The 25,455-nt window shown below is 61.8% G+C and carries 24 protein-coding genes; 12 read left to right on the plus strand and 12 right to left on the minus strand.

The window, feature by feature from the left end; genetic code table 11:
• Positions 1 to 37: 37 nt before the first annotated feature.
• Complete coding sequence (locus tag ABIE20_RS12505; RefSeq protein WP_038998322.1) at positions 38 to 340, minus strand: cell division protein ZapA; 303 nt, start codon at positions 338 to 340, stop codon at positions 38 to 40.
• The gene (locus tag ABIE20_RS12510) at positions 337 to 567 is read right to left on the minus strand and encodes a hypothetical protein (RefSeq protein ID WP_429505359.1); all 231 of its coding nucleotides are present in this window, start codon (positions 565 to 567) and stop codon (positions 337 to 339) included. The genes ABIE20_RS12505 and ABIE20_RS12510 overlap by 4 nt, the downstream gene beginning before the upstream one ends.
• Before the next feature lie 274 nt (positions 568 to 841).
• Between ABIE20_RS12510 and ABIE20_RS12515 the strand changes: the two genes are divergently transcribed.
• Positions 842 to 2,467, plus strand: coding sequence for a methyl-accepting chemotaxis protein (locus ABIE20_RS12515; RefSeq protein WP_429505360.1), 1,626 nt, complete (start codon positions 842 to 844; stop codon positions 2,465 to 2,467).
• On the opposite strand, the gene ABIE20_RS12520 is transcribed toward ABIE20_RS12515, so the two are convergent.
• Positions 2,457 to 4,283, minus strand: coding sequence for a flavin monoamine oxidase family protein (locus tag ABIE20_RS12520; protein WP_429505361.1), 1,827 nt, complete (start codon positions 4,281 to 4,283; stop codon positions 2,457 to 2,459). The two genes, ABIE20_RS12515 and ABIE20_RS12520, sit on opposite strands and share 11 nt — an antisense overlap.
• 166 nt (positions 4,284 to 4,449) lie before the next feature.
• On the opposite strand from ABIE20_RS12520, the gene ABIE20_RS12525 reads away from it, so the two are divergent.
• The gene (locus tag ABIE20_RS12525; RefSeq protein WP_429505362.1) at positions 4,450 to 5,370 is read left to right on the plus strand and encodes a nitrilase-related carbon-nitrogen hydrolase; all 921 of its coding nucleotides are present in this window, start codon (positions 4,450 to 4,452) and stop codon (positions 5,368 to 5,370) included.
• On the opposite strand, the gene gbcB is transcribed toward ABIE20_RS12525, so the two are convergent.
• On the minus strand, positions 5,291 to 6,391 hold the full coding sequence (gene gbcB / locus ABIE20_RS12530) for a glycine-betaine demethylase subunit GbcB (protein WP_123565306.1): 1,101 nt from the start codon (positions 6,389 to 6,391) through the stop codon (positions 5,291 to 5,293). The two genes, ABIE20_RS12525 and gbcB, sit on opposite strands and share 80 nt — an antisense overlap.
• Positions 6,392 to 6,677: 286 nt before the next feature.
• Here gbcB and gbcA point away from each other — a divergent pair, with 286 nt between their 5' ends.
• Positions 6,678 to 7,970 carry a glycine-betaine demethylase subunit GbcA gene (gene gbcA / locus ABIE20_RS12535; RefSeq protein ID WP_115084934.1) on the plus strand — a complete coding sequence of 431 codons (1,293 nt, stop codon included), beginning with the start codon at positions 6,678 to 6,680 and terminating at the stop codon, positions 7,968 to 7,970.
• A 644-nt stretch (positions 7,971 to 8,614) separates the two neighbouring features.
• Here gbcA and ABIE20_RS12540 read toward each other — a convergent pair.
• The 6 genes from ABIE20_RS12540 to ABIE20_RS12565 form a co-directional block, all read right to left on the minus strand.
• A complete protein-coding gene (locus ABIE20_RS12540; protein WP_429505363.1) occupies positions 8,615 to 9,385 on the minus strand; it encodes an electron transfer flavoprotein subunit beta in 771 nt (256 codons plus the stop codon).
• Between the two features lie 15 nt (positions 9,386 to 9,400).
• A complete protein-coding gene (locus ABIE20_RS12545; RefSeq protein WP_429505364.1) occupies positions 9,401 to 10,624 on the minus strand; it encodes an electron transfer flavoprotein subunit alpha/FixB family protein in 1,224 nt (407 codons plus the stop codon).
• Positions 10,624 to 12,573: a dimethylglycine demethylation protein DgcB gene (dgcB, locus tag ABIE20_RS12550; RefSeq protein ID WP_429505365.1), complete on the minus strand. Its 1,950-nt coding sequence runs from the start codon at positions 12,571 to 12,573 to the stop codon at positions 10,624 to 10,626. Before dgcB ends, ABIE20_RS12545 begins: the two co-directional genes overlap by 1 nt.
• A 103-nt stretch (positions 12,574 to 12,676) precedes the next feature.
• Positions 12,677 to 14,737 carry a dimethylglycine demethylation protein DgcA gene (dgcA, locus tag ABIE20_RS12555; RefSeq protein WP_429505366.1) on the minus strand — a complete coding sequence of 687 codons (2,061 nt, stop codon included), beginning with the start codon at positions 14,735 to 14,737 and terminating at the stop codon, positions 12,677 to 12,679.
• A 15-nt stretch (positions 14,738 to 14,752) separates the two neighbouring features.
• Positions 14,753 to 15,283: a DUF5943 domain-containing protein gene (locus ABIE20_RS12560; RefSeq protein WP_429505367.1), complete on the minus strand. Its 531-nt coding sequence runs from the start codon at positions 15,281 to 15,283 to the stop codon at positions 14,753 to 14,755.
• A gap of 214 nt (positions 15,284 to 15,497) precedes the next feature.
• Positions 15,498 to 16,475 carry a dipeptidase gene (locus ABIE20_RS12565; protein ID WP_429505368.1) on the minus strand — a complete coding sequence of 326 codons (978 nt, stop codon included), beginning with the start codon at positions 16,473 to 16,475 and terminating at the stop codon, positions 15,498 to 15,500.
• A gap of 257 nt (positions 16,476 to 16,732) precedes the next feature.
• Here ABIE20_RS12565 and ABIE20_RS12570 point away from each other — a divergent pair, with 257 nt between their 5' ends.
• The 4 genes from ABIE20_RS12570 (at position 16,733) to ABIE20_RS12585 (ending at position 19,249) form a co-directional block, all read left to right on the plus strand.
• Positions 16,733 to 17,500 carry a hypothetical protein gene (locus ABIE20_RS12570; RefSeq protein WP_429505369.1) on the plus strand — a complete coding sequence of 256 codons (768 nt, stop codon included), beginning with the start codon at positions 16,733 to 16,735 and terminating at the stop codon, positions 17,498 to 17,500.
• A 286-nt stretch (positions 17,501 to 17,786) separates the two neighbouring features.
• The gene (locus tag ABIE20_RS12575) at positions 17,787 to 18,260 is read left to right on the plus strand and encodes a hypothetical protein (protein ID WP_429505370.1); all 474 of its coding nucleotides are present in this window, start codon (positions 17,787 to 17,789) and stop codon (positions 18,258 to 18,260) included.
• Between the two features lie 154 nt (positions 18,261 to 18,414).
• Entirely contained in the window at positions 18,415 to 18,822 is a 408-nt protein-coding gene (locus tag ABIE20_RS12580; RefSeq protein ID WP_429505371.1) for a lysozyme inhibitor LprI family protein, read from the plus strand.
• A gap of 7 nt (positions 18,823 to 18,829) precedes the next feature.
• On the plus strand, positions 18,830 to 19,249 hold the full coding sequence (locus ABIE20_RS12585) for a DUF3010 family protein (RefSeq protein WP_429505372.1): 420 nt from the start codon (positions 18,830 to 18,832) through the stop codon (positions 19,247 to 19,249).
• Here ABIE20_RS12585 and ABIE20_RS12590 read toward each other — a convergent pair.
• Complete coding sequence (locus ABIE20_RS12590; protein WP_429505373.1) at positions 19,236 to 20,195, minus strand: GlxA family transcriptional regulator; 960 nt, start codon at positions 20,193 to 20,195, stop codon at positions 19,236 to 19,238. The two genes, ABIE20_RS12585 and ABIE20_RS12590, sit on opposite strands and share 14 nt — an antisense overlap.
• Before the next feature lie 169 nt (positions 20,196 to 20,364).
• Between ABIE20_RS12590 and choX the strand changes: the two genes are divergently transcribed.
• From choX to ABIE20_RS12615, 5 genes are all read left to right on the plus strand, one after another.
• Positions 20,365 to 21,309 carry a choline ABC transporter substrate-binding protein gene (gene choX / locus ABIE20_RS12595; protein WP_429505374.1) on the plus strand — a complete coding sequence of 315 codons (945 nt, stop codon included), beginning with the start codon at positions 20,365 to 20,367 and terminating at the stop codon, positions 21,307 to 21,309.
• Positions 21,310 to 21,370: 61 nt separating this feature from the next.
• On the plus strand, positions 21,371 to 22,255 hold the full coding sequence (locus tag ABIE20_RS12600) for a 3-keto-5-aminohexanoate cleavage protein (protein ID WP_429505375.1): 885 nt from the start codon (positions 21,371 to 21,373) through the stop codon (positions 22,253 to 22,255).
• Positions 22,256 to 22,270: 15 nt separating this feature from the next.
• On the plus strand, positions 22,271 to 23,236 hold the full coding sequence (locus ABIE20_RS12605) for an L-carnitine dehydrogenase (protein WP_429505376.1): 966 nt from the start codon (positions 22,271 to 22,273) through the stop codon (positions 23,234 to 23,236).
• A 13-nt stretch (positions 23,237 to 23,249) separates the two neighbouring features.
• Positions 23,250 to 23,726, plus strand: coding sequence for a thioesterase family protein (locus tag ABIE20_RS12610; RefSeq protein ID WP_429505377.1), 477 nt, complete (start codon positions 23,250 to 23,252; stop codon positions 23,724 to 23,726).
• Between the two features lie 226 nt (positions 23,727 to 23,952).
• Complete coding sequence (locus ABIE20_RS12615) at positions 23,953 to 24,207, plus strand: hypothetical protein (RefSeq protein ID WP_429505378.1); 255 nt, start codon at positions 23,953 to 23,955, stop codon at positions 24,205 to 24,207.
• Between the two features lie 70 nt (positions 24,208 to 24,277).
• Here ABIE20_RS12615 and ABIE20_RS12620 read toward each other — a convergent pair whose 3' ends face one another.
• The gene (locus ABIE20_RS12620; protein ID WP_093378649.1) at positions 24,278 to 25,381 is read right to left on the minus strand and encodes a GlxA family transcriptional regulator; all 1,104 of its coding nucleotides are present in this window, start codon (positions 25,379 to 25,381) and stop codon (positions 24,278 to 24,280) included.
• Positions 25,382 to 25,455 lie beyond the last annotated feature (74 nt).

A 25,455-nucleotide genomic window follows, 5' to 3' on the forward strand; every position in this document is an offset into this window, starting at 1 on the left:
AGCTGGCAAAAGGTTGAAGCGAGGGGTTTGGATACGATCAGCTGTTGCTGATGGTCCGGGCAATCACATCGACCGTGGCGTTGACTTGCTCTTGGTAACGGTCGAGGGCCTGCTGGTGCTGCTGTTGCAGTTCGATCTGCTGCGAGCACAGGTTGAGGGCTGCCAGTACCAGCAGCTTGTCGCCGATCAGGGTCGGGTATTTACGCTTGGTATCGGCCAATGAGGCATTGAGCATCTGCACCGCTTGCGCCAGCGCCTGCTCCTGGCCTTCGGGGGCCTTGATCGAATAATCGCTGCCGAGGATCGACACGACATTGATCGGCTGCGCTGAGGTTTTCATGCGTTCACGGCACCAGCGCTGGCACGCTCAACCAGGGCCTGGATGCGCGCGGCGGTAGCGCCCTGCTTTTCTTCCTGCTCCAGCAGGCTCAGTTGCAGGCTGTCGTTTTCATCTTTGGCCTGGGCCAGTTCGGCGCTGATCTGCGCGTTGCGCTCGGTCAGTTCCTGATTCTTCTGTACCAGGTCGCTGACCAGTTGTTCCAGTTGACTAAGGGAAGTTTCCAACATGATTGCCTTCTCGGGGTGTTTCAGGGGGCGCACACGATAAAGAAAAGTCCGCGTGCTAGCCAGGGATATCGGGTTTAGACGCTTCGGCCTGGTGCAGATTGACCCACCGATCCGGGTCCGGTTCCCCGTTTTGCCTACCACCGGTCAGGAAAAAAGATAGCTGCCTCACAATTTCATCTTCGCCCGCTCAAGTCTTTACCCGGCCGACCGATAGGCATGGCAGTCCTGACTCCTGCGCACGGTTCGCGTGCCCTTTTCCCTCCTGGATACCACCATGTCCCTACGCAACATGAATATCGCCCCGCGCGCGCTTCTGGGCTTTGCTCTGATCGGTGCGCTGATGCTGGCCCTCGGTCTGTTCGCCCTGAACCAGATGAGCAAGATTCGCCAGGCCGGCGAAACCATCGAAACCTCGACGGTACCAAGCCTGACCAACCTCGACCAACTGACCCAGCTGACCCTGCGCCTGCGCACCCTGTCGTACCGCCTGCTGCTCAACCGCGAAGCCGACACCCTGCAGGCCACCCTCAAGCTGATCGACCAGCGCAACCAGCAGATCGACGACGCGCGCCGCAACTACGAGCCGCTGATCTTCGGCAACCAGGAGCGCTCGGCCTACAACCAGTACGTGCAGTTGCTGGGCCAGTACCGCCAGCTGGAAAACCGCATGCGCCTGGCCTCGCAGAGCAACGACCTGGACACCCTGCGCAACCTGATCAACCGCGACATGCTCGACAGCTCCGAGCAGATCAACAGCGTCATGGATCAACTGGTCAGCATCAACACCGAACAAACCAGCGAGATCAACCGCACCGCCGCCGACCAATATTCCAATGCCGTGACTCTGGTGATCGGCCTGCTGCTGGCCGCCACCGCCCTGACCCTGATCTGCGCCCTGCTGCTGACCCGCAGCATCGTCAAGCCGATCGACGAAGCCCTGCAGGCCGCCGAGCGCATTGCCGAAGGCGACCTGACCCGCAGCATCCACGCCGAAGGCCAGGACGAAGCGGCGCGCCTGCTCAAGGCCATGGCCAAGATGCAGAACAAGCTGCGCGATACCCTGCAGCAGATTTCCGGCTCGGCCACCCAACTGGCGTCGGCGGCTGAAGAGCTCAACAGCGTCACCGACGAAAGCGCCCGTGGCCTGCAACAGCAGAACAACGAAATCGAACAGGCCGCCACCGCCGTCACCGAGATGACCAGCGCCGTGGAAGAAGTCGCGCGCAATGCCGTGAGCACCTCGGAAGCCTCCAAGGAAGCCACCCGCTCGGCCGGTGACGGCCGTGACCTGGTCATGGAAACCGTCAGCGCCATCGAGCGCATGAGCACCGACGTGCAAGGCACTGCCGAACTGATCGGTAACCTGGCGGAAGAGTCGCGCGATATCGGCAAGGTGCTCGACGTGATTCGCGGCCTGGCCGACCAGACCAACCTGCTGGCACTCAACGCCGCCATCGAAGCGGCCCGTGCTGGGGAAGCCGGCCGCGGCTTTGCCGTGGTGGCCGATGAAGTACGCGCCCTGGCCCACCGCACCCAGCAGTCGACCAGCGAAATCGAGCGGATGATCGGCAGTATCCAGGGCGGCACCGAGCAGGCGGTCAACTCCATGCGCAACAGCACCGAACGCGCCGAGTCGACCCTGAACATCGCCCGTGGCGCCGGCCTGGCGCTGGAAACCATTACCGGCGCAGTGGCCGAGATCAACGAGCGCAACCTGGTGATCGCCAGCGCCGCCGAAGAGCAGGCCCAGGTTGCCCGCGAAGTAGACCGCAACCTGGTCAACATCAACGACCTGTCGGTGCAATCGGCCACCGGCGCCCACCAGACCAGCGCCGCCAGTGCCGAGCTGTCGCGCCTGGCAGTGGACCTGAGCGGGCTGGTGGCGCGCTTTAGCGTTTGACCTGCAGATCGGCTAGCGCAGCCGGCTTGAGGGGGTCCCACTGCGCAATGGGGCCACCCTCGGGGCTGAAGCCGTTGTTGTAGCGCGTGGCCAGTTTGTCCACGGCATTGAGTGCCGTGGTCACCGCCCCTTCGGCCCAACCGCCGGTCCAGGACACATCGTCGCCGGCCAGAATGAAACCATCCACCGCGCTACCGTCACTGCCCTCCTTGAACTGGCTGAACAACAGCCGCTGGTACTCGTACTGGCCCGGCAGGTTCATCTTGAAAGCCCCAAGGTAGAAAGGCTCGTTCTCCCAGTTGATTTCGACAAAGGGGTCTGCCGCAGGGAAATGCGAAGCCAGGTCAAGGCCGGGATAAACCTGATCGAGCAAGGCTGTGCACAACTCGCCATGTTGCGGCAGGCTGCCCTGGCGATCGCCAAGAAACTTCAGGCTGTCGTTATTCCAGGTATACATCAGGAAAATCCCGCTGCCTTTGTAGGTTCCCGGGTTTCGGCTGTAGTCCACCAGGTAGGTGCCGCGGGTCAGACGGTCAGACAGGGTAATACTCATCAGTTGCTTGCCGTCCGGCCCGCGTTGGTTCCAGAACGGCTCGCGGGTAGCGGCAAAAATCTTGGCCGACTGCATGTAGTGGGTATACATCACCGCTTCCCATTGCTGCTGCGTTAGCAGCGAACGGCTGGATTCAATGCCTTCGACGCCGTTCATATAGCGGAACTTGTCGAGTATCCGCACATGCGGGGTGTAGATCACACTGCTGTAGCGCAAGTGCTGGTCGTGTCCGCTCTCAAGATCATGACAGAGCACCTCGAAACCGCCGCCCTCGCCTGCGGTCAAGCGCTTGATCTGCCGAACTTCCTGGCGCAGCGGGTTGCCCGGAAACGTGTTCGCCAGTTCTTCCAGGGTCATGTTCTGCGGCCAGAACACGCTGTCATCGCCAAAGGCCGCCGCAGGTTGCTGCCAAAGCCGTTGGGGCAACTGGTCGGCACCGTCGCGCATCAACAGATGGTTGATATCCAGCCCCGTGTACAGCACCCGCAGTACTTCCAGGAAGCAATTGGGAAAGTCGGTGTTCCAGCCGCCGGTGCCAAAACCGATCTGGCCGAACAAATTAATCTCGTCGGCAGGCCAACGCGCCTGTTCGACCATCGCCGCATGAAAGCTGAGATTGTCCCAGCCCTCGCGCAAAATCGCATTCCACAACAGTTTGATTTTCGCCTGGTCTATTGTCCCGGCAGACATGGCTTGTTCCATTTCCTTGAAATGGATCGGCGCCTGTTCGAGAAACTCATCGAAGAACTTGATTTCAATGTTCTCGAACGCCGGCGGCCGGGGAAAGTTGTCATTCCCGACTTCGTAGTAATACTTTTCGTCGGCATAATCAACGACCGTACTCACGGCAGCAGCACTTCCGGGGTTGGGAAAGTCTTCACTGTTTTCACGCATGCGCACTTTGCTGAAGTAATGCATCAGCGCCTGGCCCGACAACGGAAAGCGCATGGCACCGCGCTCAAACGGCACGCTACCGTTGACCGCGCTCGAATACAGGCGCCCGCCTATGCGCCCGCTGGCCTCCACCAAAACCGGATGCAGGCCCATGCGCATTGCTTCATAGGCGGCAACCAGCCCGGCCACGCCGGCCCCCACCACCAGCACTTGCTGGCCATGATGCTGTGGCTGGATTTGGCCAAGCGGCGCCGGCCCCTTGTCCGCCAGGTACTGACCATAGTCGAAAGGAAAGTCTGGAATCAGCGCCCGTACCTGATTATCCAGAACACGCTTGGCGGAAATAATTCGTGAAGGAATCGAGGACATATCAGGCTCCGTCCGAAGGCAGTGATGAAGAACTCACAGCATAGAGCCGGGGGTGTTCAATAGTTATATTGATTGGCAATCAAAAACACGGCACTTGAACTAGCAAAAATGCCAGTTGACGCTAACTACTTTATATCGCCTGATCATTATTTTCAGGAGAGCAAACATGAACACGTCATCACTACCGTTGTGCATTGCTTGCGCCCAAGTTGCACCGAAAGTTGCCGATGTAATCCATAACCGCGAAGTCTCCAATGCAGCGATCATCGAGGCTGCCCGGGAAGGTGCGGAACTGGTCGTGCTGCCGGAGCTTATGCAGAGCGGCTACGTGTTTGAGGACCGCGACGAAGCCTTGAGCGTTGCCGAGGGCTTGTACGACGCCACGGTCAAGGGCTGGTTCGCCCTCGCCCGGCAGCACCAGATCATGGTGGTGGCCGGCTTGTGCGAACGCGTGTCGGCAACCAAAGTCGCCAACAGCGTTGTGCTGATCGAACCTCAAGGCTGGATCACCTGTTATCGCAAGGTGCACCTGTGGGACCGGGAAAAACTCATCTTCACCCCGGGCGAGCAACCGCCACCGGTTGTGCGAACGGCCAAAGGGCGAATTGCACTGATGATCTGTTATGACCTGGAGCTCCCGGAGTGGGTACGCCTGGCTGCGCTGGGTGGTGCACAGTTGTTGTGCGCCCCCGCCAACTGGCCAGAATTCCCACGCCCTCCCGAGGAGCGCCCGGCAGAAATCGTCCGGGTTCAGGCGGGGGCAGCAGTGAATCGCATGTTCATCGCTGTTTGTGATCGTTATGGCAGCGAACGCGGGGTCGACTGGGTTGGCGGTTCAACCATTGTCGATGCCGACGGCTTTCCCCTGGCCGGCGCCAGCAGCCTGCCCGAAGCGCAACTGCTGCTGGCCGAGCTTGACCTGAGCGACGCCGACTACAAATGGATCAGCGACCACAACCATGTCCATGAAGATCGCCAGCCGCAGCTTTACGGCGGCGTCTGCAACACTAGTACTCAATCCGCACGTCGCCCTTCGGCACGCTACAGCAAGACAGAATATAGCCCTCGGCCTCATCCTCTTCGGTGATCCCGCCGTTGTGCTCCATTTCCACTTCACCGCCCAGCTTGAGCACCTTGCAGGTACCGCAGATGCCCATGCCGCAGGCCTTGGGGATCATCAGCCCGAGCTTGGCCGCCGCCGCGTGCACGGTCTCGCCCGGGGCCACGCGGATGCTCTTGCCGGTGGCGGTGAATTCCACCTGGTGCAGGTCGCCGGCGTCCACCTCGGCAGCTTCGGCGGCCTGTTCGGCGTGTTCCACGGCATCGGCCTTGACCTCGGCCGGGGTCGCGCCGAACGACTCCTCGTGGTAGCGGCTCATGTCATAGCCGCTGCTTTCCAGCAGGCGCTTGACCGCATTCATGTAAGGCGTCGGGCCGCAGCAGAAGATCTCCCGTTCCAGGTAGTCCGGGGCGATCAGCTCCATCAGCTTCTGGTTCAGGTAGCCGCGATAGCCCGCCCAGGGCTCGCCCAGGCCATGCTTCTCGCAAATGATATGGAGGCTGAAGTTGTCGATCCGCGAGGCCATGTGCTCCAGCTCGCGGTGATAGATGATGTCTTTCGGTGAGCGCGCGCTGTGGACGAAGACCATGTCGACATTGCCGTTGGTGTCGTAGAACCAGCGGGCCATGGACATCACCGGAGTGATGCCGACGCCGCCGCTCAGGTACAGCACCTTGGGGCTGGGGAAATCCATGGCGTTGAACAGCCCGACCGGGCCGTGCACCGCCAGTTCCTGGCCTTCGTGCAGGGTGTCGTGCAGCCAGTTGGAGACCTTGCCGCCAGGTACACGCTTGATGGTCACCGAGAAGCTGTAGGGCACCGACGGCGAGCTGGAGATGGTGTACGAGCGCATGATCGGCTCGCCGTCGATTTCAAGCTCCAGGGTGACGAACTGCCCGGGCTTGAAGAAGAACATGATCGGCTGGTCGGCCATGAAACAGAAGGTGCGCACGTCCCAGGTTTCCTGGATCACCTTGACGCAACGGACGATGTGGCGGCCGTTGGCCCAGGTCTGGGTGCTGACCGGATTGAGGAAGCTGTTGGACATGCTCGTCTCCACGGCCGACTGCGGCCTGATGGCTGCGATTCTGCTTAAGCCGCGCAGGCGACACTTACCTATCCGCGACATTGGCGTGCTTATCGCGACCAGCCCCCGGCCACGGGGGCTGACGCGTCGGAAACGGATCTGATCATGTCGTCCATGGATATGGTTCCTGCGCCCTTCGAACGCACACTCCATCGCACATGATCCTGCTGTACTTGAGCCTTGCGTCGCCATAACAACGATTAGCCACTTTCACCGGCCACAAGCACTGGCCATGAGGACCTACACGATGGACGTCACCGCAACTTTGAGTCTGGGCGATCCACTGGAACCTGCACGCAAGGCCACCGCCGAGATGCTGCAGAGCCGCGAGCGGACCTTCTCGCTGCCACAGCCGTTCTACTGCGACGAGCGCCTGTTCCAGATCGACATGGAAGAAATCTTCCAGAAGGAATGGCTGATCGCCGGGATGACCTGCGAAATCCCGACCAAGGGCAACTTCATCACCCTGCAGATCGGCAAGAACCCGATCCTGGTGGTGCGCGGCGCCGAAGGCCAGGTGCACGCCTTCCACAACGTCTGCCGCCATCGCGGTTCGCGCCTGTGCACCAGCGACAAGGGCAAGGTCGCCAAGCTGGTCTGCCATTACCACCAGTGGACCTACGAGCTGGACGGCCGCCTGCTGTTTGCCGGCACCGAAATGGGCGCCGATTTCGACATGAAGCAGTACGGCCTCAAGCCTGTGAACGTCAAGACCGCCGGTGGCTACATCTTTATCAGCCTGGCCGAGAACCCGCCGGCGATCGACGACTTCCTCGCCACCCTGACCCACTACATGGAACCCTACGACATGGAGAACACCAAGGTGGCGGTGCAAACCACCTTGATGGAGAAGGCCAACTGGAAGCTGGTGCTGGAAAACAACCGCGAGTGCTACCACTGCAGCGGATCGCACCCGGAACTGCTGAAAACCCTGCTGGAATGGGACGACGTCACCGACCCACGCGCCGACCAGGCCTTCAAGGACCACGTCGCCGCCTCGGCTGCCGCCTGGGATGCCGAGAAGATCCCCTACGCCCACGCCAGCTTCGGCCTGCGCAACCGCATCGTGCGCATGCCGCTGCTCAAGGGCACGGTGTCGATGACCCTGGACGGCAAGCAGGGCTGCCAGAAGCTCATGGGCCGGATCAAGAACCCGGATCTCGGCTCAATGCGCATCCTGCACCTGCCGCACTCCTGGAACCACTGCATGGGCGATCACATCATCGTCTTCACCGTGTGGCCGATCAGCGCCCAGGAGACCATGGTCACCACCAAGTGGCTGGTGCACAAGGATGCCGTTGAAGGTGTGGACTACGACCCGGCGCGCATGCGCCAGGTGTGGGACGCCACCAACGACCAGGACCGGCGCCTGGCGGAAGAGAACCAGCGCGGCATCAACTCCACGGCGTACCAGCCGGGGCCTTATTCGAAGACCTACGAGTTTGGGGTGGTGAACTTTGTCGACTGGTACAGCGAGCGGATGCTGAGCAATCTGGGGGCGGCGCCAGCGCCTTACCTGAAGGGTGTGGCTGCGCAGTAAAGCGGGGCCGCTTTGCGGCCCAATCGCCGGCAAGGCCGGCTCCCACAGAATTTGTATTACCTGTGAATCCTGTGGGAGCTGTACAAATTTTGACCACCCGCCGCAATCCCCCGGCCCCACTGGGCCCTTCCACACAGCAAACACTTTATCCACAGGACAGCCCACAGCTAATGTGGGCAAGTCGTTGTTTTTCCCCAGAAATTTTATTGATCAATATTTGATCAAATCTCTGAGCGCCTTTAAATACAAGGCTCACAGCGGAAGGCGAACACCTTATCCACAGAGACGCCAACAGACTTTGTGTGCAAAAGTCGCAGCAGTGAAAAAGCGCTGTGGATAACGCCCTGAACAACCGAAACAACGGGCGTGGGCAGGCATAAACACGGCAATTGGCTAGTTTTTGACCAACCCTGCGCAGCCCTTGCCACACGGGCCTCTCAGCCATTGCCGAACATATTATCCACAGACCCGCCAACAGCGATTGTGGGCAAACTCAGCCGAGCCTGAGGGAGAAAACCTCGAAAAATCCACAACTTAGCTTGATCATTTTTTGACCATAACGCCGAAGGGCACGCCATGCGTGCCCTGCAGCCATACACGAACACTTTATCCACAGATCGGCCAACAGACTTTGTGAGCAACTGTCAGCGCAATACGCCCTCTTCCACCAGCAGCTTGAGAATGGCTTGCGCACCATCCGCGGCACTGAGGTCCTTGAGAACTTGCCCACCACCGCCACTGGCCTTGGCAGTGGCGGCCTTCATGCGGTCGGCGCCGCTCTTGGCCTTGATCACTTTCAGGCGCTTGGGCCGTGGCTTGGCCGGTTGCAGCTCGGCGCTTGTGAATAACTCGTCTTCGACAACATCCACCTGGCGCGCTGCCAACACCCCACGCCGGGCCGGGCCAAAGGCGCTCTGGCGCGGCCTGGGCGCGGCGTTATCCACAGTCGCCAGCAGCGGCAGGCGTACCTTCAGACGCCGCCGCTGGCCCCGTGGCAGGGCCTGCAGCACCTGGGCGACACCATTGTGGATAGATTCAACTTCGGCCAGGCCCACCACCAGCGGCCAGCCCAGACGCTCGGCCAGCAGGAACGGCAGCATCCCTGAGCCTTCGCCGGTTTCTGCCTGACTACCGGTGAGTACCAGTTGTGCGCCAGCGTCGCGCAGGTAATCGCCGAGTACGCCCAGGGCATCGGCGCCATGTGGCTGTTCGAGCACGTCGATGTGCTCCAGGCCCATACCCAGGTAAGCGCGCAAGGCCGGCTCCTGCGGGTCGCCGGCGTGCAGCACCTGCAAGTTATCCCCAGCCAGCTGCAGGCCCAGCTCTACCGCCCGGGCATCCTGCTCGGCACGTCGAGTGCGGCCGGAGCTTGGGTGGGCACCGATTGAAACCAGACTGATGACCTTGGTGTGCATAGTTATCCCCTGCCCTCAGGCCGCATCGCGCTTGGCGTAGTTGCGGTAGTTTTCCACAGCCTCGATCAGCGCCTGGAGAATCGCCGCGCTGTCGCCGATCACCGACAGGTCGGCACGCTTGATCATGTCGCAGCCCGGGTCCAGGTTGATCGCCACCACCTTGTCGCAGGCACCGATGCCCTGCAAATGCTGGATCGCCCCGGAGATACCCACAGCCAGGTATACCCGCGCGGTCACCCAGGTGCCGGTAGCTCCAACCTGGCGATTGCGTGGCATGAAGCCGTCGTCCACTGCCACCCGCGAGGCGCCTTCGGTCGCGCCGAGGGCCAGAGTGGCGCGGTGGAACAGTTCCCAATCCTTGACGCCGTTACCGCCCGAGACAATGAACTCGGCCTCGGCCATGGCGATGGCAGCCGGGTCAACGGCCACCGGGCCGAGGTCTTCTATACGCGACAAGCTGCGCGCCGAGCTTGTGGATAACTGCACCGGCAAGGCTTCATGACGGGTTTCACTGACCGGTTCCGCACATTCGGCGGCTGCCAGGATCAAGCGCGGCAAGCCGCGGACCAGGTCTTGCTGGCCAGCGCCCGCGCGGCCGCTGCACTGCCCGTCCTTGACCTGCCAAACCCGTGTCGCCGGGCGTTCAGCAATGGCTGCAGCAAAGCGCCGACCCAGCTCGCCGCCACCCGTGCGGCTGTCTGGAAGCAACCAGTGGCGTGGGCTGTACTGGTTATCCACAGCGCGCAAGCCCTGCACCAACTGCTCCGGTGCATAACCTGCGAACTCGTCACCTTCTATCACCAGCAGGCGATCAACACCAGCTGCGGAAAAGTTGCTTTCCTTGTGTTCGCCAAACACCACCGCCAGCACCGCACCGTCGCTGCCGGCCAGGCTGTGGGCCAGGCCCAGCAGGTCGCGGTCGTGGCTGCCCAGACGGCCGCCGACCATGTCCGGGACCACGGCGATGTAGAACGCCGGCTGCGCCACCTGGTGCAGCGGCAATTGCACCACGGCTGCTGCCGAGCGCTTGCTGCTGCCGCCCTGCTGGGCGCCGCTGCGGTCGATGCGCTTGATCCCGTTGGGGCCGATGAAGCCGACCCCGTGCGGGTTTTTGCGGATGATGCCGTTGGGGCCCATCCAGCTGTGCTGTTGGCCCTGCTGCATGGCCGCGTGCAGCGGGTGCAGGCGGTTGCGGGCGATCCACTCGGCGCGCGGATCACGGCGAATAATGTCGCTCATCAGTGCACCTCCGCAGGTTCACGCGTTGCCGGGGCGGGTTTGCTCGTCGGCGCCGGTTCTTCGAGAATCGCGTCGGCAACCAGCTCCGCCAGGTCCTTGATCAGCGGACGCGGCTCGACCACGCCCTCGAGCATCGCCGTGCACTGTGGACAACCCACGGCCACCAACTCGGCGGCGGTTTCGCGGATGTCGTCCATGCGCATGTCGGGGATACGCTGTTTGCCTGGAATGTCGGTAATCGGCGCACCGCCGCCGCCACCGCAGCAGCGCGAACGAAAGCCCGACCGCTGCATCTCCCTGACCTCGATGCCAAGCGCGCGCAGCACCTCGCGCGGCGCCTCGTACTCACCGTTGTAGCGGCCCAGGTAGCACGGGTCGTGGTAGGTCACGCTGCCGCCCTTGTGCTGGCCAAGGTTGAGGGCGCCTGCGGCGATCAGCTCGGCGATGTAGGTGCTGTGGTGCTGCACCAGGTAGTTGCCGCCGAAGGCGCCGTACTCATTCTTGAGCACGTGGAAGCTGTGCGGATCGCAGGTGACGATGCGCTTGAAGCTGTACTTGGCCATAGTCTGGATATTGCGCCTGGCCAATTGCTGGAAGGTCGCTTCATCGCCCAGGCGCCGGGCCACGTCACCGCTGTCGCGTTCTTCCAGGCCGAGCACGGCGAAGTCCACTTGTGCGGCTTTCAGCACTTTGACAAACGCCCGCAGGGTGCGCTGGTTACGCATGTCAAACGCACCGTCGCCGACCCAGAACAGCACCTCGGCGGTCTTGATGTCGCCGAGCAGGTTGAGGTTGAGGTCCGCCGCCCAGTTCATCCGCCCGCCCGGAGCAAAACCGCCGGGGTTGTCGGTGGCGATCAGGTTGTCCAGCACCTCGGCGCCCTTGTTCGGCGTCGCGCCTTTTTCCAGGGTCAGGTGGCGGCGCATATCGACGATGGCATCGACGTGCTCGATCATCATCGGGCACTCCTCGACGCAGGCGCGGCAGGTGGTGCACGACCACAGGGTTTCGGCATCGACCAGGCCGTTGACGATCGGCTGGTGCGGGTTGCCGCCATGCTCGCCAATGGCTTTGCCTGGGTACGGGCTGCCGGCAAATTTGGCATCGGTACCGCCGGCCAGGCCGATAACCATGTCCTGAATGAGTTTTTTCGGGTTCAGCGGCTGGCCAGCGGCAAACGCCGGGCACACGGCTTCGCACTTGCCACACTGCACGCAGGCGTCAAAGCCGAGCAGCTGGTTCCAGGTGAAATCCCTGGGCTTCTCCACGCCCAGCAACGCTTGCGGGTCTTCCAGGTCGATGGGCTTGAGCCCGGTCGAACGGCCACCGCCAAAGCGTTCGGCACGCCGGTGCCAGGCCAGGTGCAGGGCACCGGCGAAGGCATGCTTCATCGGCCCACCCCAGGTCATGCCGAAGAACAGCTCGGACACGCCCCATAGCATGCCAATCCCCAGCAAAGCCACCAACAGCCAGCCGCCGAAGCCCTCAGGGAGAATCCCGGCCACCGGCAGGGTGGCGATGAAGAAGCTTGCGGCAAACACCAACAGGCTTTTCGGCAGGCGCATCCACGGGCCTTTCGACAAGCGTGACGGTGGGTTGAGCCGGCGTTTGTAAACGAACAGCGCACCGGCAAACATCAGCACGGTCGCGAACAGCAATGCATAGCCGAGAATCTTGTTATGCAGGCCAAAGCCATGCACCAGGATCGCCAGCACCGCTGCCAGGACAAAGCCGCCAGCCGTGGCGACGTGGGTGTTGGCCATGTATTTGTCGCGGGCGACCACGTGGTGCAGGTCGACCATATAGCGCCGTGGCATGGCCAGCAGGCCGCCGAGCAGATCGACCTTCGACGGCCGACCCTGGCGCCACATCCGCACGCGCCGCAGCGCGCCAAGGACGGCAAGGCCCAGGGCGGCGAACAGGAGGATGGGGATAAGGGTGTTCAACATTTAGAGGCACCTTTCAGGTGCAAGCTTCAAGCTTCAAGCTGCAAGCAAAGGCAACACCGCGCTGCTCTTGCTTACCGCTTGAAGCTTGCCGCTTGCAGCTGCCTTAGAAATCCTTACAAAGCCGGAGCGCATCGTAGATAGCGGCATGCGTATTGCGCTGCGCCACGCAGTCGCCGATGCGATACAGCAGGTAGCCTTCGCCCGGCTGGCTGAGGATCGGTTGCGGCTTGATCGCGAACAGCGCTTCGATGTCGATCTGGCCCTTGTTGCGCGAACCTTCCTTGAGGCCGTAGTACAGCGCCTCGTCCGGCCGCACGCCGTTCTCGATCACCACCTGGTCGACCACCCGCTCCTCTTTGGCGCCGGTGTATTCGTTCTCCAGCACCGCCACCAGCTTGTCACCCTCGCGATAGACCTTTTCCAGCATCAGGTCGCCGGTCATGATCACTTCCTTGGGGTACATGCTGCGGTAGTAAGTCGGGAACGATGTGCCGCCAATGGCCACGCCCGGCTTGATGTCATCGGTGACAATCTCGACCTGGCTGCCTTTGTCGGCGATGTAATCGGCCACCGACATGCCGGTGAATTCGCAGATGGTGTCGTACACCAGCACGTTCTTGCCCGGCGCCACCTTGCCGTCGAGCACGTCCCAGCTGCTGACCACCAACCCTTCGGCGGCGCCCCAGTGTTCGTTCTGCTCGATGAACGGATGGCCGCCCACCGCCAGCACGATGATGTCCGCGCGCAGGTCCTGGATGGTGTCGATATCGGCTGCCGTACCCAGGCGCAGATCGACTTTAAGACGCGCCAGCTCCAGCTGGTACCAGCGGGTGATACCGGCAATCTGGTCGCGTTGCGGCGCCTTGGCGGCAATGCTGATCTGCCCGCCGATGGCGTCCTTCTTCTCGAACAGGGTAACGTCATGACCGCGTTCGGCCGCCACGCGCGCGGCTTCCATCCCCGCAGGCCCGGCGCCAACCACCACCACCTTGCGCTTGGGCCCGGTGCTTTTCTCGATGATGTGCGGCACGCCCATGTATTCACGGGAGGTTGCCGCGTTCTGGATGCACAGCACATCCAGGCCCTGGTACTGGCGGTCGATGCAGTAGTTGGCACCAACGCACTGCTTGATCTGGTCTATCTGGCCCATCTTGATCTTGGCGATCAGGTGCGGGTCGGCGATGTGCGCGCGGGTCATGCCGACCATGTCGACATAGCCGCCTTCGAGGATGCGCGTGGCCTGGTTGGGGTCCTTTATGTTCTGCGCGTGCAGCACCGGAACCTTGACCACTTCCTTGATGCCGGCCGCCAGGTGCAGGAACGGCTCGGGCGGGAAGCTCATGTTGGGGATAACGTTGGCCAGGGTGTTGTGGGTGTCGCAGCCCGAACCGATCACGCCGAAGAAATCCAGCATGCCGGTGGCGTCGTAGTACTTGGCTATTTCCTTCATGTCCTCGTGGCTGAGGCCATCGGGGTGGAATTCGTCACCGCAGATGCGCATGCCCACGCAAAAATCCGCGCCGACTTCAGCGCGTACGGCCTTGAGCACTTCCAGGCCGAACTTCATCCGCCCTTCAAAGCTGCCGCCCCATTCGTCGGTGCGCTTGTTGACCCGCGGGCTCCAGAACTGGTCGATCATGTGCTGGTGCACCGCCGACAGCTCGACGCCATCCAGGCCGCCTTCTTTGGCCCGGCGCGCGGCTTGCGCGTAATTACCGATCACCCGCCAGATCTCTTCCGGCTCGATGGTCTTGCAGGTGGCACGGTGCACCGGCTCGCGCACGCCCGATGGCGACATCAGGGTTGGCCAGTTGAAGCCGTCCCAGCGCGAGCGACGGCCCATGTGGGTAATCTGGATCATGATCTTGGCGCCGTGCTTGTGCATGGCGTCGGCCAGGTTCTGGAAATGCGGGATGATGCGGTCGGTCGAGAGGTTCACCGAGGCCCACCATTCCTGCGGGCTGTCGATGGCTACCACCGAGGAGCCGCCGCAAATCGCCAGGCCGATGCCGCCCTTGGCTTTCTCTTCGTAGTACTTCACGTAGCGCTCGGTGGTCATGCCGCCGTCGGTGGCGTAGACCTCGGCGTGCGCGGTGCTCAGTACCCGGTTGCGGATGGTCAGTTTGCCGATCTGGATCGGCTGGAACATTGCTTCGAAAGCCATGGCGGGATCCTCGACTTACAACGGCTTGACGATGAACAGGCCGTCGTCGTGGCCTTCTTGCGAACCGCCGTAGACCTGCTCGGCGACCGTACGAATGGTGCTGCCGCGGGCCGCCAGGATCTGGTCCATGGCCCCGGCGAACCAGCCGGTGAACATGTAATCAACCTTGCGCCCGACCTTGCCGTACACATAGACGAACGCCGAATGCTCGAGCTTGACGCTGGCGGTGCCTTTGTCGAGGTCGATGTCCTGGATCTTGAACAGGCCCCAGCCGCGCTGGGACAGGCGCTTCATGTAGTGCTCGAACACCGCCACGCCTTGCAGGCCGTGGCACTCGGCCTCTTTCTCGCACCAGTGCCAGGCCGACTTGTAGCCGGCCTTGTAGAGGATCTCGGCGTAGGCCTCGGCGCCCAGCACTTCCTCAATGCCCATGTGGTTGTTGACGAAGAAATGCCGCGGCACGTACAGCATCGGCAGGGCGTCGCTGGTCCAGACACCGGTTTCGCTGTCGACTTCGATAGGCAATTGCGGGGCGATCTTGGCCATGGAAACTCAACTCCAGAAATGTGGTATTCACGATGCAAAGCCGCTTTGGCTTTGCTCTTCAATAAACAGCCGCTGTGAATGCCTTTGGAGCCGTAGCGAGCACGTCGAGAGCAAGAAAGGACCGGAGCGAAAGGCGAGACAGTACCGAGGTACGGCGAGCTTTTCGCGAGGACCTGACGCAGCTATCGGCGAGCGGAGTAGGCTCCAGAGGTATTCACTCGCCCCAGACGTCCTTCAGGACGTTGACCCAGTTCTCGCCCATGATCTTGCGCACCACGCGCTCGGAATGGCCGCGCCCCCGCAGGGTCTCGGTGAGGTTGGGGAACTCGCCCACGGTGCGGATGCCCAGCGGGTTGATGATCTTGCCGAAGTTGGTCAGGCGCCGGGCGTAGCCCTTGTCGTGGGTCAAGTATTCGAAAAAGTCCTGGCCGTGGCCCTGGGTGAAGTCGGTACCGATACCGATGGAATCTTCACCGACGATGTTCATGGTGTATTCGATGGCTTCGGCGTAGTCATCGATGGTCGAATCGATGCCCTTGGCCAGGAACGGCGCGAACATGGTCACGCCGACGAAACCGCCGTGGTCAGCAATGAATTTGAGCTCTTCGTCGGACTTGTTGCGCGGATGCTCCTTGAGCCCGGAAGGCAGGCAGTGGGAGTAACACACCGGTTTTTTCGATTCGAGGATGACTTCTTCGGAGGTCTTGGAACCGACATGGGACAGGTCGCACATGACCCCGACGCGGTTCATCTCGGCGACGATCTCGCGGCCAAAGCCCGACAGCCCGCCGTCACGCTCGTAACAGCCAGTACCGACCAGGTTCTGGGTGTTGTAGCACATCTGCACGATGCCAACGCCCAACTGCTTGAACACCTCGACATAGCCGATCTGGTCTTCGAAGGCATGGGCGTTCTGGAAGCCGAAGAGGATGCCGGTCTTGCCCAGTTCCTTGGCCTTGCGGATGTCGGCGGTGGTGCGCACCGGCATCACCAGGTCGCTGTTGTCGCGGATCAGCTTCTGGCTCGCGGCGATGTTGTTGACCGTGGCCTGGAAGCCTTCCCAGACCGACACCGTGCAGTTGGCCGCGGTCAGGCCGCCCTTGCGCATGTCCTCGAACAGCTCGCGGTTCCATTTGGCAATGATCAGCCCGTCGATAACGATGCTGTCTGCGTGTAATTCGGCTGGGCTCATCAGGCTGTCCCCTTTATTGGTAAACCTGCGCCGAATCGTCTGCCGGCGCTTTGGGGCCAGCATATGCCTAGGGCCAATGTCGCCCAGATGCAAAAACGACAGGGGAATTGCCGAAAGCGTCAACGCCTGCTGAAGGGGGGCAGTTTGTGCCGCGGCGAACACTTGGAATAGAAGCGCGTCCCTCTGGGTTGCAGCGGTGGTCGCTCAATCATTGCTCGACCAGCCAGGAGGCTGGCGATCTTTACAGGAGTAACAACATGCTGCAATCGGATCAACTTGACTTCATCAGTTCCCTCGAGCTGCCTGCACGCAAACCCGTCATCGCCACTCGCGCGGCGTTTGCGGCAGCTCCCACCCTCCCGGGAGTCGCCTTCGACGAAAACACCGACAATGGCGTCGTCGTCGGTGAAAGTGCCATCGGCCTCACTGACTCGCTGTCGGAACAAAACAGTATTGATGTAATGAACTGCATCTCCCTCATGCAACAAGGGGCAGACAAGAAGTTCGACAAGGAAACCCAGCGCAAGCAGTGGTATGAGTTCTACACCAAAGGCCTGGCGACATTGGGATGGAACACCACCAACAACGCCGCTCAGCTTTACACCCCGCGCACCAGTGAGTTTTCCATGGACCAGATTGCCCTGGAAATCATCGGTGCGGTGTCCGGTGGCGGGGGGTTCCGGAGCATTGCGGAAAAAACCCTGAATGGCCTGCAAAAAGACCAGGGCGCACTGAACCTGCTGGAAAACAACAGCGCCTCGGAAACCTTCGGCACCTTCCAGATTCTTCCGTGCCTCGAGTCCGGCAAGGGTCAGGTAGCGATGGTGCTCAATTGCCTGGAATTCAAGAAACAGGTCAGGACCAAGCGAGTACTGTTTTTCAAATTCAAGAAAACCAATGTGACCATCTATCGGGCTGCTAGCCAGGTTCAGTTGAACACCAATCTGTATGCCCGCATACGTAATTCGGTAGAAGACAAACTGGCCGGTGGTGCAGAAAACTTTCTTGAGCCATTCGAGATTTGATACTTCGCGTGCCGATGCCCGGCATCGGCACTGCTGCCCATCGCAAGGAGTGCCAACATGCCCATTGCTTTCGAGAGTTACATCAACGCTGCGCAGATTGCCTGTTTAGCCACGCACCTACCTGTGGGCACCAAGGAAGACATATTGAGATCGAGCCTGCTCGCGCAAATGTCTGCCGACAAACAGCCGTATCATTCTTCATAGGTGGGGAAGTTCGAAGGTGAGTTGCTGAATGTGACTATCAAGTTTGGTGGTCACGGTGCTCCTCAGGCTGCTGTAGCTTGCTGTGAGACTGGCATCACTGTGGCGGATCTGGATTGAAAAACAGGTCGAGCCGCAAAACCTGCATTTGACATTGCTCGAATTGGCGTTCTCTACCGTTGCAGAGAACTCGCCCGTGCTGGACCTCGCGCAAGTTCAACAGGTCGACAGAACGTTCAAGGCGCTCCTGCAATCCACAGCGGCCCGGGAAGTGTTCAGAATCGGCAATGATAATCACGCGTTCAACAGCTTTCAGTTCATCCCTGTCAACGAGCGGGCCAACGGTCTATTGGACGTCCTGTTGCACAGGCTGGAGCTTTCGTCTGCTGTGCCGGTGACCAGCCTCCTCGACCGTCAGCGGCTTGACTCCAGAGCCATGGTAAAACTGGAAATTCACCAGGTGCAGTTTCATCCCCTGGGAAACCACGCCATACAGCAAATGATCCAGGAGCGTCTTGGCCAGATGGCCGAAACATTCATCGTCGACCTGATGATCTGAACCGCCCTGGGTAGAGGACTCGACACTTCGCGCCTCAGGCGGTTTTGGCCCGGGCCTGGTGAGTGGACAGGCGCAACGGCTACCCTGTTCTTTGCTGCGGCGCTGAGCGAGAATCGGCGCCCATGTTCGCGCAAGCTTTCGGAGGATGTCGCAAATGAGAACGATGGTAGGGCTGGCCCTGGTATTGCTGGCATTCGGCGCCCATGCCGAGGACGACGAAGGCACCCCGTGCGACAACGTCGACACCGACCAGCAAAGCTATGAGTGCGCTCAATACAGCCGCACCACCGCCGAACGCGAACTCAATGCCGCTTTCGATGACCTGCTGCAGCGCATCGGCGAGCAGTATGCCGGCCAGCCGGCCAAGGTCGGCGAACTGAGCAAGCGCCTGCGTGACGCCGAAGCCATCTGGAAACAACTGCGCGACGCCGACTGCAAGGTCGAAACCTATGACCAGCCCCCCGGCAAAGCCTTCGACGCAGCCCTGAACACCTGCCTTGCCCAACGTAGCGATGATCGCTCCGAATACTTGCAGTCCCTGGGGCTGCAGAACTCCGATTGAGACCAGCATGAAAATCTGCGGAATTGAAGTAAAAGGCAGCGAAGCGCTGCTCGCCGTTGCCACGCTTGACGGTGCCAGCCCTGTGCATCTTGCCCTGGCGACGAAAAAAATTGGCCTGGACGATGACGAGCAGGCCGACAACGTCAAAGCCTTTGCCAGCCAGGCCCGGCAATTTATCGCTGAGCATGGCATCAGCCACCTGGCGATCAAAAAGCGCAGCAAGAAAGGCGACTTCGCCGGCGGCCCGACCACCTTCAAGATCGAAGGCGTGTTGCAATTGCTGGACAACTGCGAGGTGGAGCTGGTGTCGCCGCAGACCGTCAGCGCCCAGGCGAAGAAACACAACCTTGAACTGCCAGCTTCGCTGAACAAATACCAGCACGAAGCCTACAAGAGCGCCTGCGCGCTGCTGCTCAAGCGCCGCTGAGGCTGACGGCCGCGGCCTTGCGGTCTTCACGCGGGCAACGCTGGAAGCGCCCGCGGTAACAACGGGTGAAATACGACGCCGACTCGAACCCGCAAGCGATACCCACCTCCAGCACGCTGAGGTCGGTCTGGCGCAGCAATTGCCGGGCCTTGTCCAGGCGCAGGCGCAGGTAAAAGCCGCTGGGGGTGTCGTGCAGGTAAAGCTTGAACAGGCGCTCCAGCTGGCGCCGGGTGACCTGCACCGACTCGGCCAGCACCAGGGTGTTGAGCGGTTGCTCGGTGTTGCGCTCCATCTCACCGATCACCTGCACCAGTTTCTTGTTGCTGATGCCGTAGCGTGAGGCGATCTGCATGCGCTGGTGGTCCTGGCGCGGGCGAATCCGGCCAAGCACGAACTGCTCCGACACCTGGATCGCCAGCTCCGGGCCATGGGCCTGGGCGATCAGGTCGAGCATCAGGTCGATCGAGGCGGTGCCCCCTGCACAGGTGATACGCCGGCGATCGACTTCGAACAGCTCCTGGGTTGCCTGCAACTGCGGGTAACTTTCCTTGAAGGCCTCCAGCGCTTCCCAGTGCAGGGTCACCCGGTAACCCTCGAGCAACCCGGCCTCGGCCAGCACCACGCTGCCGGTGTCGATACCGCCTAATACCCACCCCTCGTGATCGAGCTTGCGCAACCAGTGCTGCAGAGCCGGGCCGAAGCTGCGCAGCGGCTCGAAACCTGCCACTACCAGCAGGGTTGCACCCTTGCCCAGCGGCTGCAGCGCGGCGTCGGCGTTCACCGACATGCCGTTGCTGGCCTGCACCGCGCCGCCATCTATGCTCAGCACCTGCCAGCGGTACAGCTCGCCGCGAAAGCGGTTGGCCACCCGCAGCGGCTCCACCGCGGAAATGAAGCCGATGGCGGAGAACCCGGGCAACAACAAGAAATGGAAATCCTGGGGCATAGCGACTACTCGACGGCCACCGATGCCCGGTTAATAGCGCGCTGGTCGCCACTGTGCAAGTGTCGGTCGCCACAGTGCGATTTTTACCCACAGCACCCGCGTAGTTTGATCACACGGCACGCAGAGGCCGCCCCCTATAAAAATTAGAACTGCCGTTGGAGGAGCCACCATGAACAGAATGATCAGCCGCAGCCTGCTGATGCTCGTCGGTACCGCAATCCTCAGCACCAACGTGATGGCCGCAGAACCGGCCGCCTGCAAGAACGTGCGCCTTGGCGTGGTGAACTGGACCGACGTGATGGCCACCAGCGCCATGACCCAGGTCCTGCTCGACGGCCTGGGTTACAAGACCAAGCAGACCAGCGCCTCGCAACAGATCATTTTCGCCGGCATCCGCGACCAGCGCCTGGACATGTTCCTCGGCTACTGGAACCCGATCATGACCCAGACCATCACCCCGTTCATCAGCGCCAAGCAGGTCAAGGTCCTCGACCAGCCGAGCCTCGACGACGCCCGCGCCACCCTCGCGGTGCCCAAGTACCTGGCCGACAAGGGCCTGAAAACCTTTGCCGACATTGCCACGTTCGAAAAAGAGCTGGGCGGCAAGATTTATGGCATCGAGCCGGGGTCCGGGGCCAACACCCAGATCAAGGCAATGATTAGCAAAAACCAGTTCGGCCTGGGCAAGTTCCAGCTGGTCGAGTCCAGCGAGGCCGGCATGCTCGCCGCCGTCGACCGCGCGGTGAGGCGCAAGGAGGCGGTGGTGTTCTTCGGCTGGGCGCCGCACCCGATGAACGTCAACATCGACATGGCCTACCTCAGCGGCAGCGAAGACGCCCTGGGCCCGGACGAAGGCCGCGCGACGGTGTGGACCGTCACTGCCCCGGACTACGCCCAGCGCTGCCCGAATGCCCATCGCCTGCTGACCAACCTGAAATTCAGCGCTGAAGACGAGAGCCGCATGATGCAGCCGCTGCTCGAGCACAAGGACGCACTGGAATCCGCCCGCCAGTGGCTCAAGGATCACCCGCAAGACCAGAAGCGCTGGCTTGAAGGGGTGACCACCTTTGACGGCAAACCCGCCGCCGACAACCTTCAGCTCACTGCCAACTGACAAACCCTGTGGGAGCGGGCTTGACCCGCGATGGCCCCAACTCGCCCGAAGGAAACCACACATGAACCACGACGTCATCATCACCTGCGCCCTGACCGGGGCCGGCGACACTGCCAGCAAGAGCCACCTGGTCCCGGTAACCCCGAAACAGATTGCCGAAGCAGCCGTAGAAGCAGCAAAAGCCGGTGCCACGGTGGTCCACTGCCACGTTCGCGATCCGCAAACCGGCCGCTTCAGCCGCGATGTCAACTTGTACCGGGAAGTGATGGAGCGCATCCGCGAATCCGACGTCGACATCATCGTCAATCTCACCGCCGGCATGGGCGGCGACCTGGAGATCGGCCCGGGCGAAACCCCGCTGGAGTTCGGCGCCGGTACCGACCTGATTGGCCCCCTGGAGCGCCTGGCCCACGTCGAGGCGCTGCTGCCGGAAATCTGCACCCTGGACTGCGGCACCCTCAATTTTGGCGACGGCAACAGCATCTACGTCTCGACCCCGGCGCAACTGCGCGCTGGGGCCAGGCGCATCACCGAACTCGGCGTAAAAGCGGAGCTTGAAATCTTCGACACCGGCCACCTGTGGTTCGCCAAGCAGATGATCAAGGAAGGCCTGCTCGACGACCCGTTGTTCCAGCTGTGCCTGGGGATTCCCTGGGGCGCCCCGGCCGATACCACCACCATGAAAGCCATGGTCGACAACCTGCCAGCGGGCGTGACCTGGGCCGGCTTCGGCATCGGCCGCATGCAGATGCCGATGGCCGCGCAGGCGGTGCTGCTGGGCGGCAACGTGCGGGTAGGCCTGGAGGACAACCTGTACCTGGACAAAGGCGTGCTGGCCAGCAACGGCCAACTGGTGGAACGCGCCAGCGAGATTCTCAGCCGCCTTGGCGCACGGGTACTCACCCCTGCCGAAGGCCGCACAAAAATGAACCTGACCCGTCGCTGATTGCTGGAGAAACCGATGAGCTTTATCACCGAGATCAAGACTTTTGCAGCCCTGGGCAGTGGCGTAATCGGCAGCGGCTGGGTAGCCCGCGCGCTCGCCCATGGCCTCGATGTAGTCGCCTGGGACCCGGCGCCTGGAGCAGAGGCGGCCTTGCGCAAGCGCATCGCCAATGCCTGGCCGGCCCTGGAGCAGCAGGGCCTGGTACCCGGCGCCTCGCAGCAGCGCCTGCGCTTTGTGGCGACTATCGAGGAATGCGTGCGCGATGCCGATTTCATCCAGGAAAGCGCCCCCGAGCGCCTGGACCTCAAGCTCGACCTGCACAGCAAGATCAGCGCCGCAGCCAAGCCCAACGCGTTGATTGGCTCCAGTACTTCAGGGCTGCTCCCCAGCGAGTTCTACGAGTCTTCGACCCACCCCGAACGCTGCGTGGTCGGCCATCCGTTCAACCCGGTGTACCTGCTACCGCTGGTGGAAATCGTCGGCAGCAACAAAACAGCGCCCGAGGCCATCGAAGCGGCAATAACCGTCTACACCAACCTCGGCATGCGCCCGCTGCATGTGCGCAAGGAAGTGCCCGGCTTTATCGCCGACCGTCTGCTCGAAGCGCTGTGGCGCGAGGCGTTGCACCTGGTCAACGATGGCGTGGCGACCACTGGCGAGATCGACGACGCGATACGTTTTGGCGCCGGTCTGCGCTGGTCGTTCATGGGCACCTTCCTCACCTATACCCTGGCGGGAGGCGATGCCGGTATGCGCCACTTCATGGCCCAGTTTGGCCCGGCGCTGCAACTGCCCTGGACCTACCTGCCCGCCCCGGAGCTGACCGACGACCTGATCGACGCCGTGGTCGAAGGCACCGGCGAACAACTGGGCGAGCGCAGCATCAGCGCGCTGGAACGCTATCGTGATGATTGCCTGCTGGCCGTGCTGGATGCGGTAAAAATCACCAAGGCCAAGCACGGCATGGCCTTCAGCGACTGACCGGAGTGCAACGATGCCCGCATTGATCACCTACCAGACCCCGGTCCATGCGGACTGGGTCGACTACAACGGGCATCTGCGCGATGCCTTCTACCTGCTGATATTCAGTTATGCCACCGATGCCTTCATGGACCGCATCGGCCTGGACAGCGACAACCGCAGCGCCAGCGGTCACTCGCTGTTCACCCTGGAGTGCCACTTGAACTACCTGCATGAGGTAAAGCTCGGCACCCAGGTGTGGGTGCAGAGCCAGGTCATCGGTTTTGACCGCAAGCGCCTGCACCTGTACCACAGCCTGCATCGCGATGGCTTCGATGAAGCGTTGGCGGCCAGTGAGCAGATGCTGTTGCATGTGGATCTGGCCGGGCCGAGGTCGGCACCGTTTGCGCCCGCAGTGGTTGAGCGCTTGCAAGGGATTGTCGATGAGCAGGTGGATCTGCCGGCGGCGGAGTTTGTTGGCCGGATGATCAGCTTGCCCCGCACTCACTGACAAAAAAAAGCCCCGCAGCGGTGACGCAACCGGGGCTGAAGCGGACGGTGACCAAACCTTCCGTTGCTGTGCATGGTCCCAGTGTGCAGTCTCCCTCCCCCGCCGATTTACCCGAAAACGACCTGTGCTTAGGTAAAGCGGCCATTGCGACAATCTGCCCTTGCCGCACTGCGCCCAGCCCCACAGAATCGACTGACGATCACACCTGCAAACAAGGACAACAACCATGATGCATGCGGATTTGATTGATCAGGACGACCTGCTGGGCCAGCTGCGCGCGCTGGGTTTCGAGATGCCGACAGATGCCAGTGCCGAGCAGGCCTGCGACTGTGCAGTGCGCGGTTTGAATGAGCCCCGGGCCAAAGCTTTAAAGGGCATGGTCGAGCAGATGTACAGAGGTAATGCGACCATTCTGCCAGCCGTGCGCCAGGCCATCGAAAAGCAGCTGTTGCCGGCGCTGGCGCAGTTTCAGAATCGCTGAAAGCATCGCGGGTCAAGCCCGCTCCCACAGGTGTAGGAGCGGGCTTGCCGCGCGATGAGTGCAACCCGGTCTAGAGCCTCACACTGGCAAACGTCGACTCGTTACGCGCCTGGCTCAACGCCGACATCGGCCCGGCCAGCGGCGACAGCACCAGCGCCTGCGGGATCGGCATCATCGCCACCTGCTGGGCAGTGTTGGAGCCCACGCGCTCGTCGCGCGGCGGAATACCGAAGTACTCGCGGTAGCACTTGGAGAAATGCGGGGTCGAGACAAAGCCGCACACCGAAGCCACTTCGATGATCGACATCGGCGTTTGCTTGAGCAGCTGCCGGGCGCGGATCAGGCGCAGTTTCAGGTAGTAGCGCGACGGCGAGCAGTGCAGGTACTTCTGGAACAGGCGCTCAAGCTGGCGCCGTGACACTGAAACATAAACGGCCAGTTCATCCAGGTCGATCGGCTCTTCGAGGTTGGCCTCCATCAGCGCGACGATTTCCTGCAGTTTCGGCTGGTTGGTGCCAAGCATGTGCTTGAGCGGCACGCGCTGGTGATCCTGTTCGTTGCGGATACGCTCATAGACGAACATCTCGGAGATCGCCGCCGACAGCTCGCGACCATGATCACGGCTGATCAGGTGCAGCATCATGTCCAGCGGCGCAGTGCCGCCGGAGCTGGTGAAGCGGTTGCGGTCGAGGGTGAACAGCCGGGTACTCATGCTCACCCGCGGGAAGGCTTCCTGCATCGCCGCCAGGCATTCCCAGTGCACGCTGCAATCAAAGCCATCGAGCAGGCCGGCGCAGGCCAGGGCCCAACTGCCGGTGCACACCGCACCCAGGCGTCGCGATTGGCGCGCCTGGCTTTGCAGCCAGGTGACATGCTCGCGGGTGACCGTGCGCTGGATACCGATACCACCACAGACAATCACGGTGTCCATGGCCGGTGCCTTGTGCATTGCCGCATCGGGGGTGATCTGCAAGCCGTCGCTGGCCCACACCTGGCCGCCATCCACGCTCAGGGTGCTCCAGCGGTACAGCTCGCGGCCGGACAGCTGGTTAGCCATGCGCAGCGGCTCAACAGCGGAGGCCAGGGAAATCAGCGTGAAATTGTCCAGCAGCAGGAAGCCGATGGATTGGGGCGTGCGGTTCTGGGTTGGGGTCCCGGAGTTGTACGACGTCATCGCGGTATCTCCTCACACAATGCAGGTTGTGCCTCAGGCAGGCACGGGCTTTTTTTGTCACGGCCCCGATTCGG

It is taken from the genome of Pseudomonas sp. 2835 (assembly GCF_050435905.1).
Classification (GTDB): domain Bacteria; phylum Pseudomonadota; class Gammaproteobacteria; order Pseudomonadales; family Pseudomonadaceae; genus Aquipseudomonas.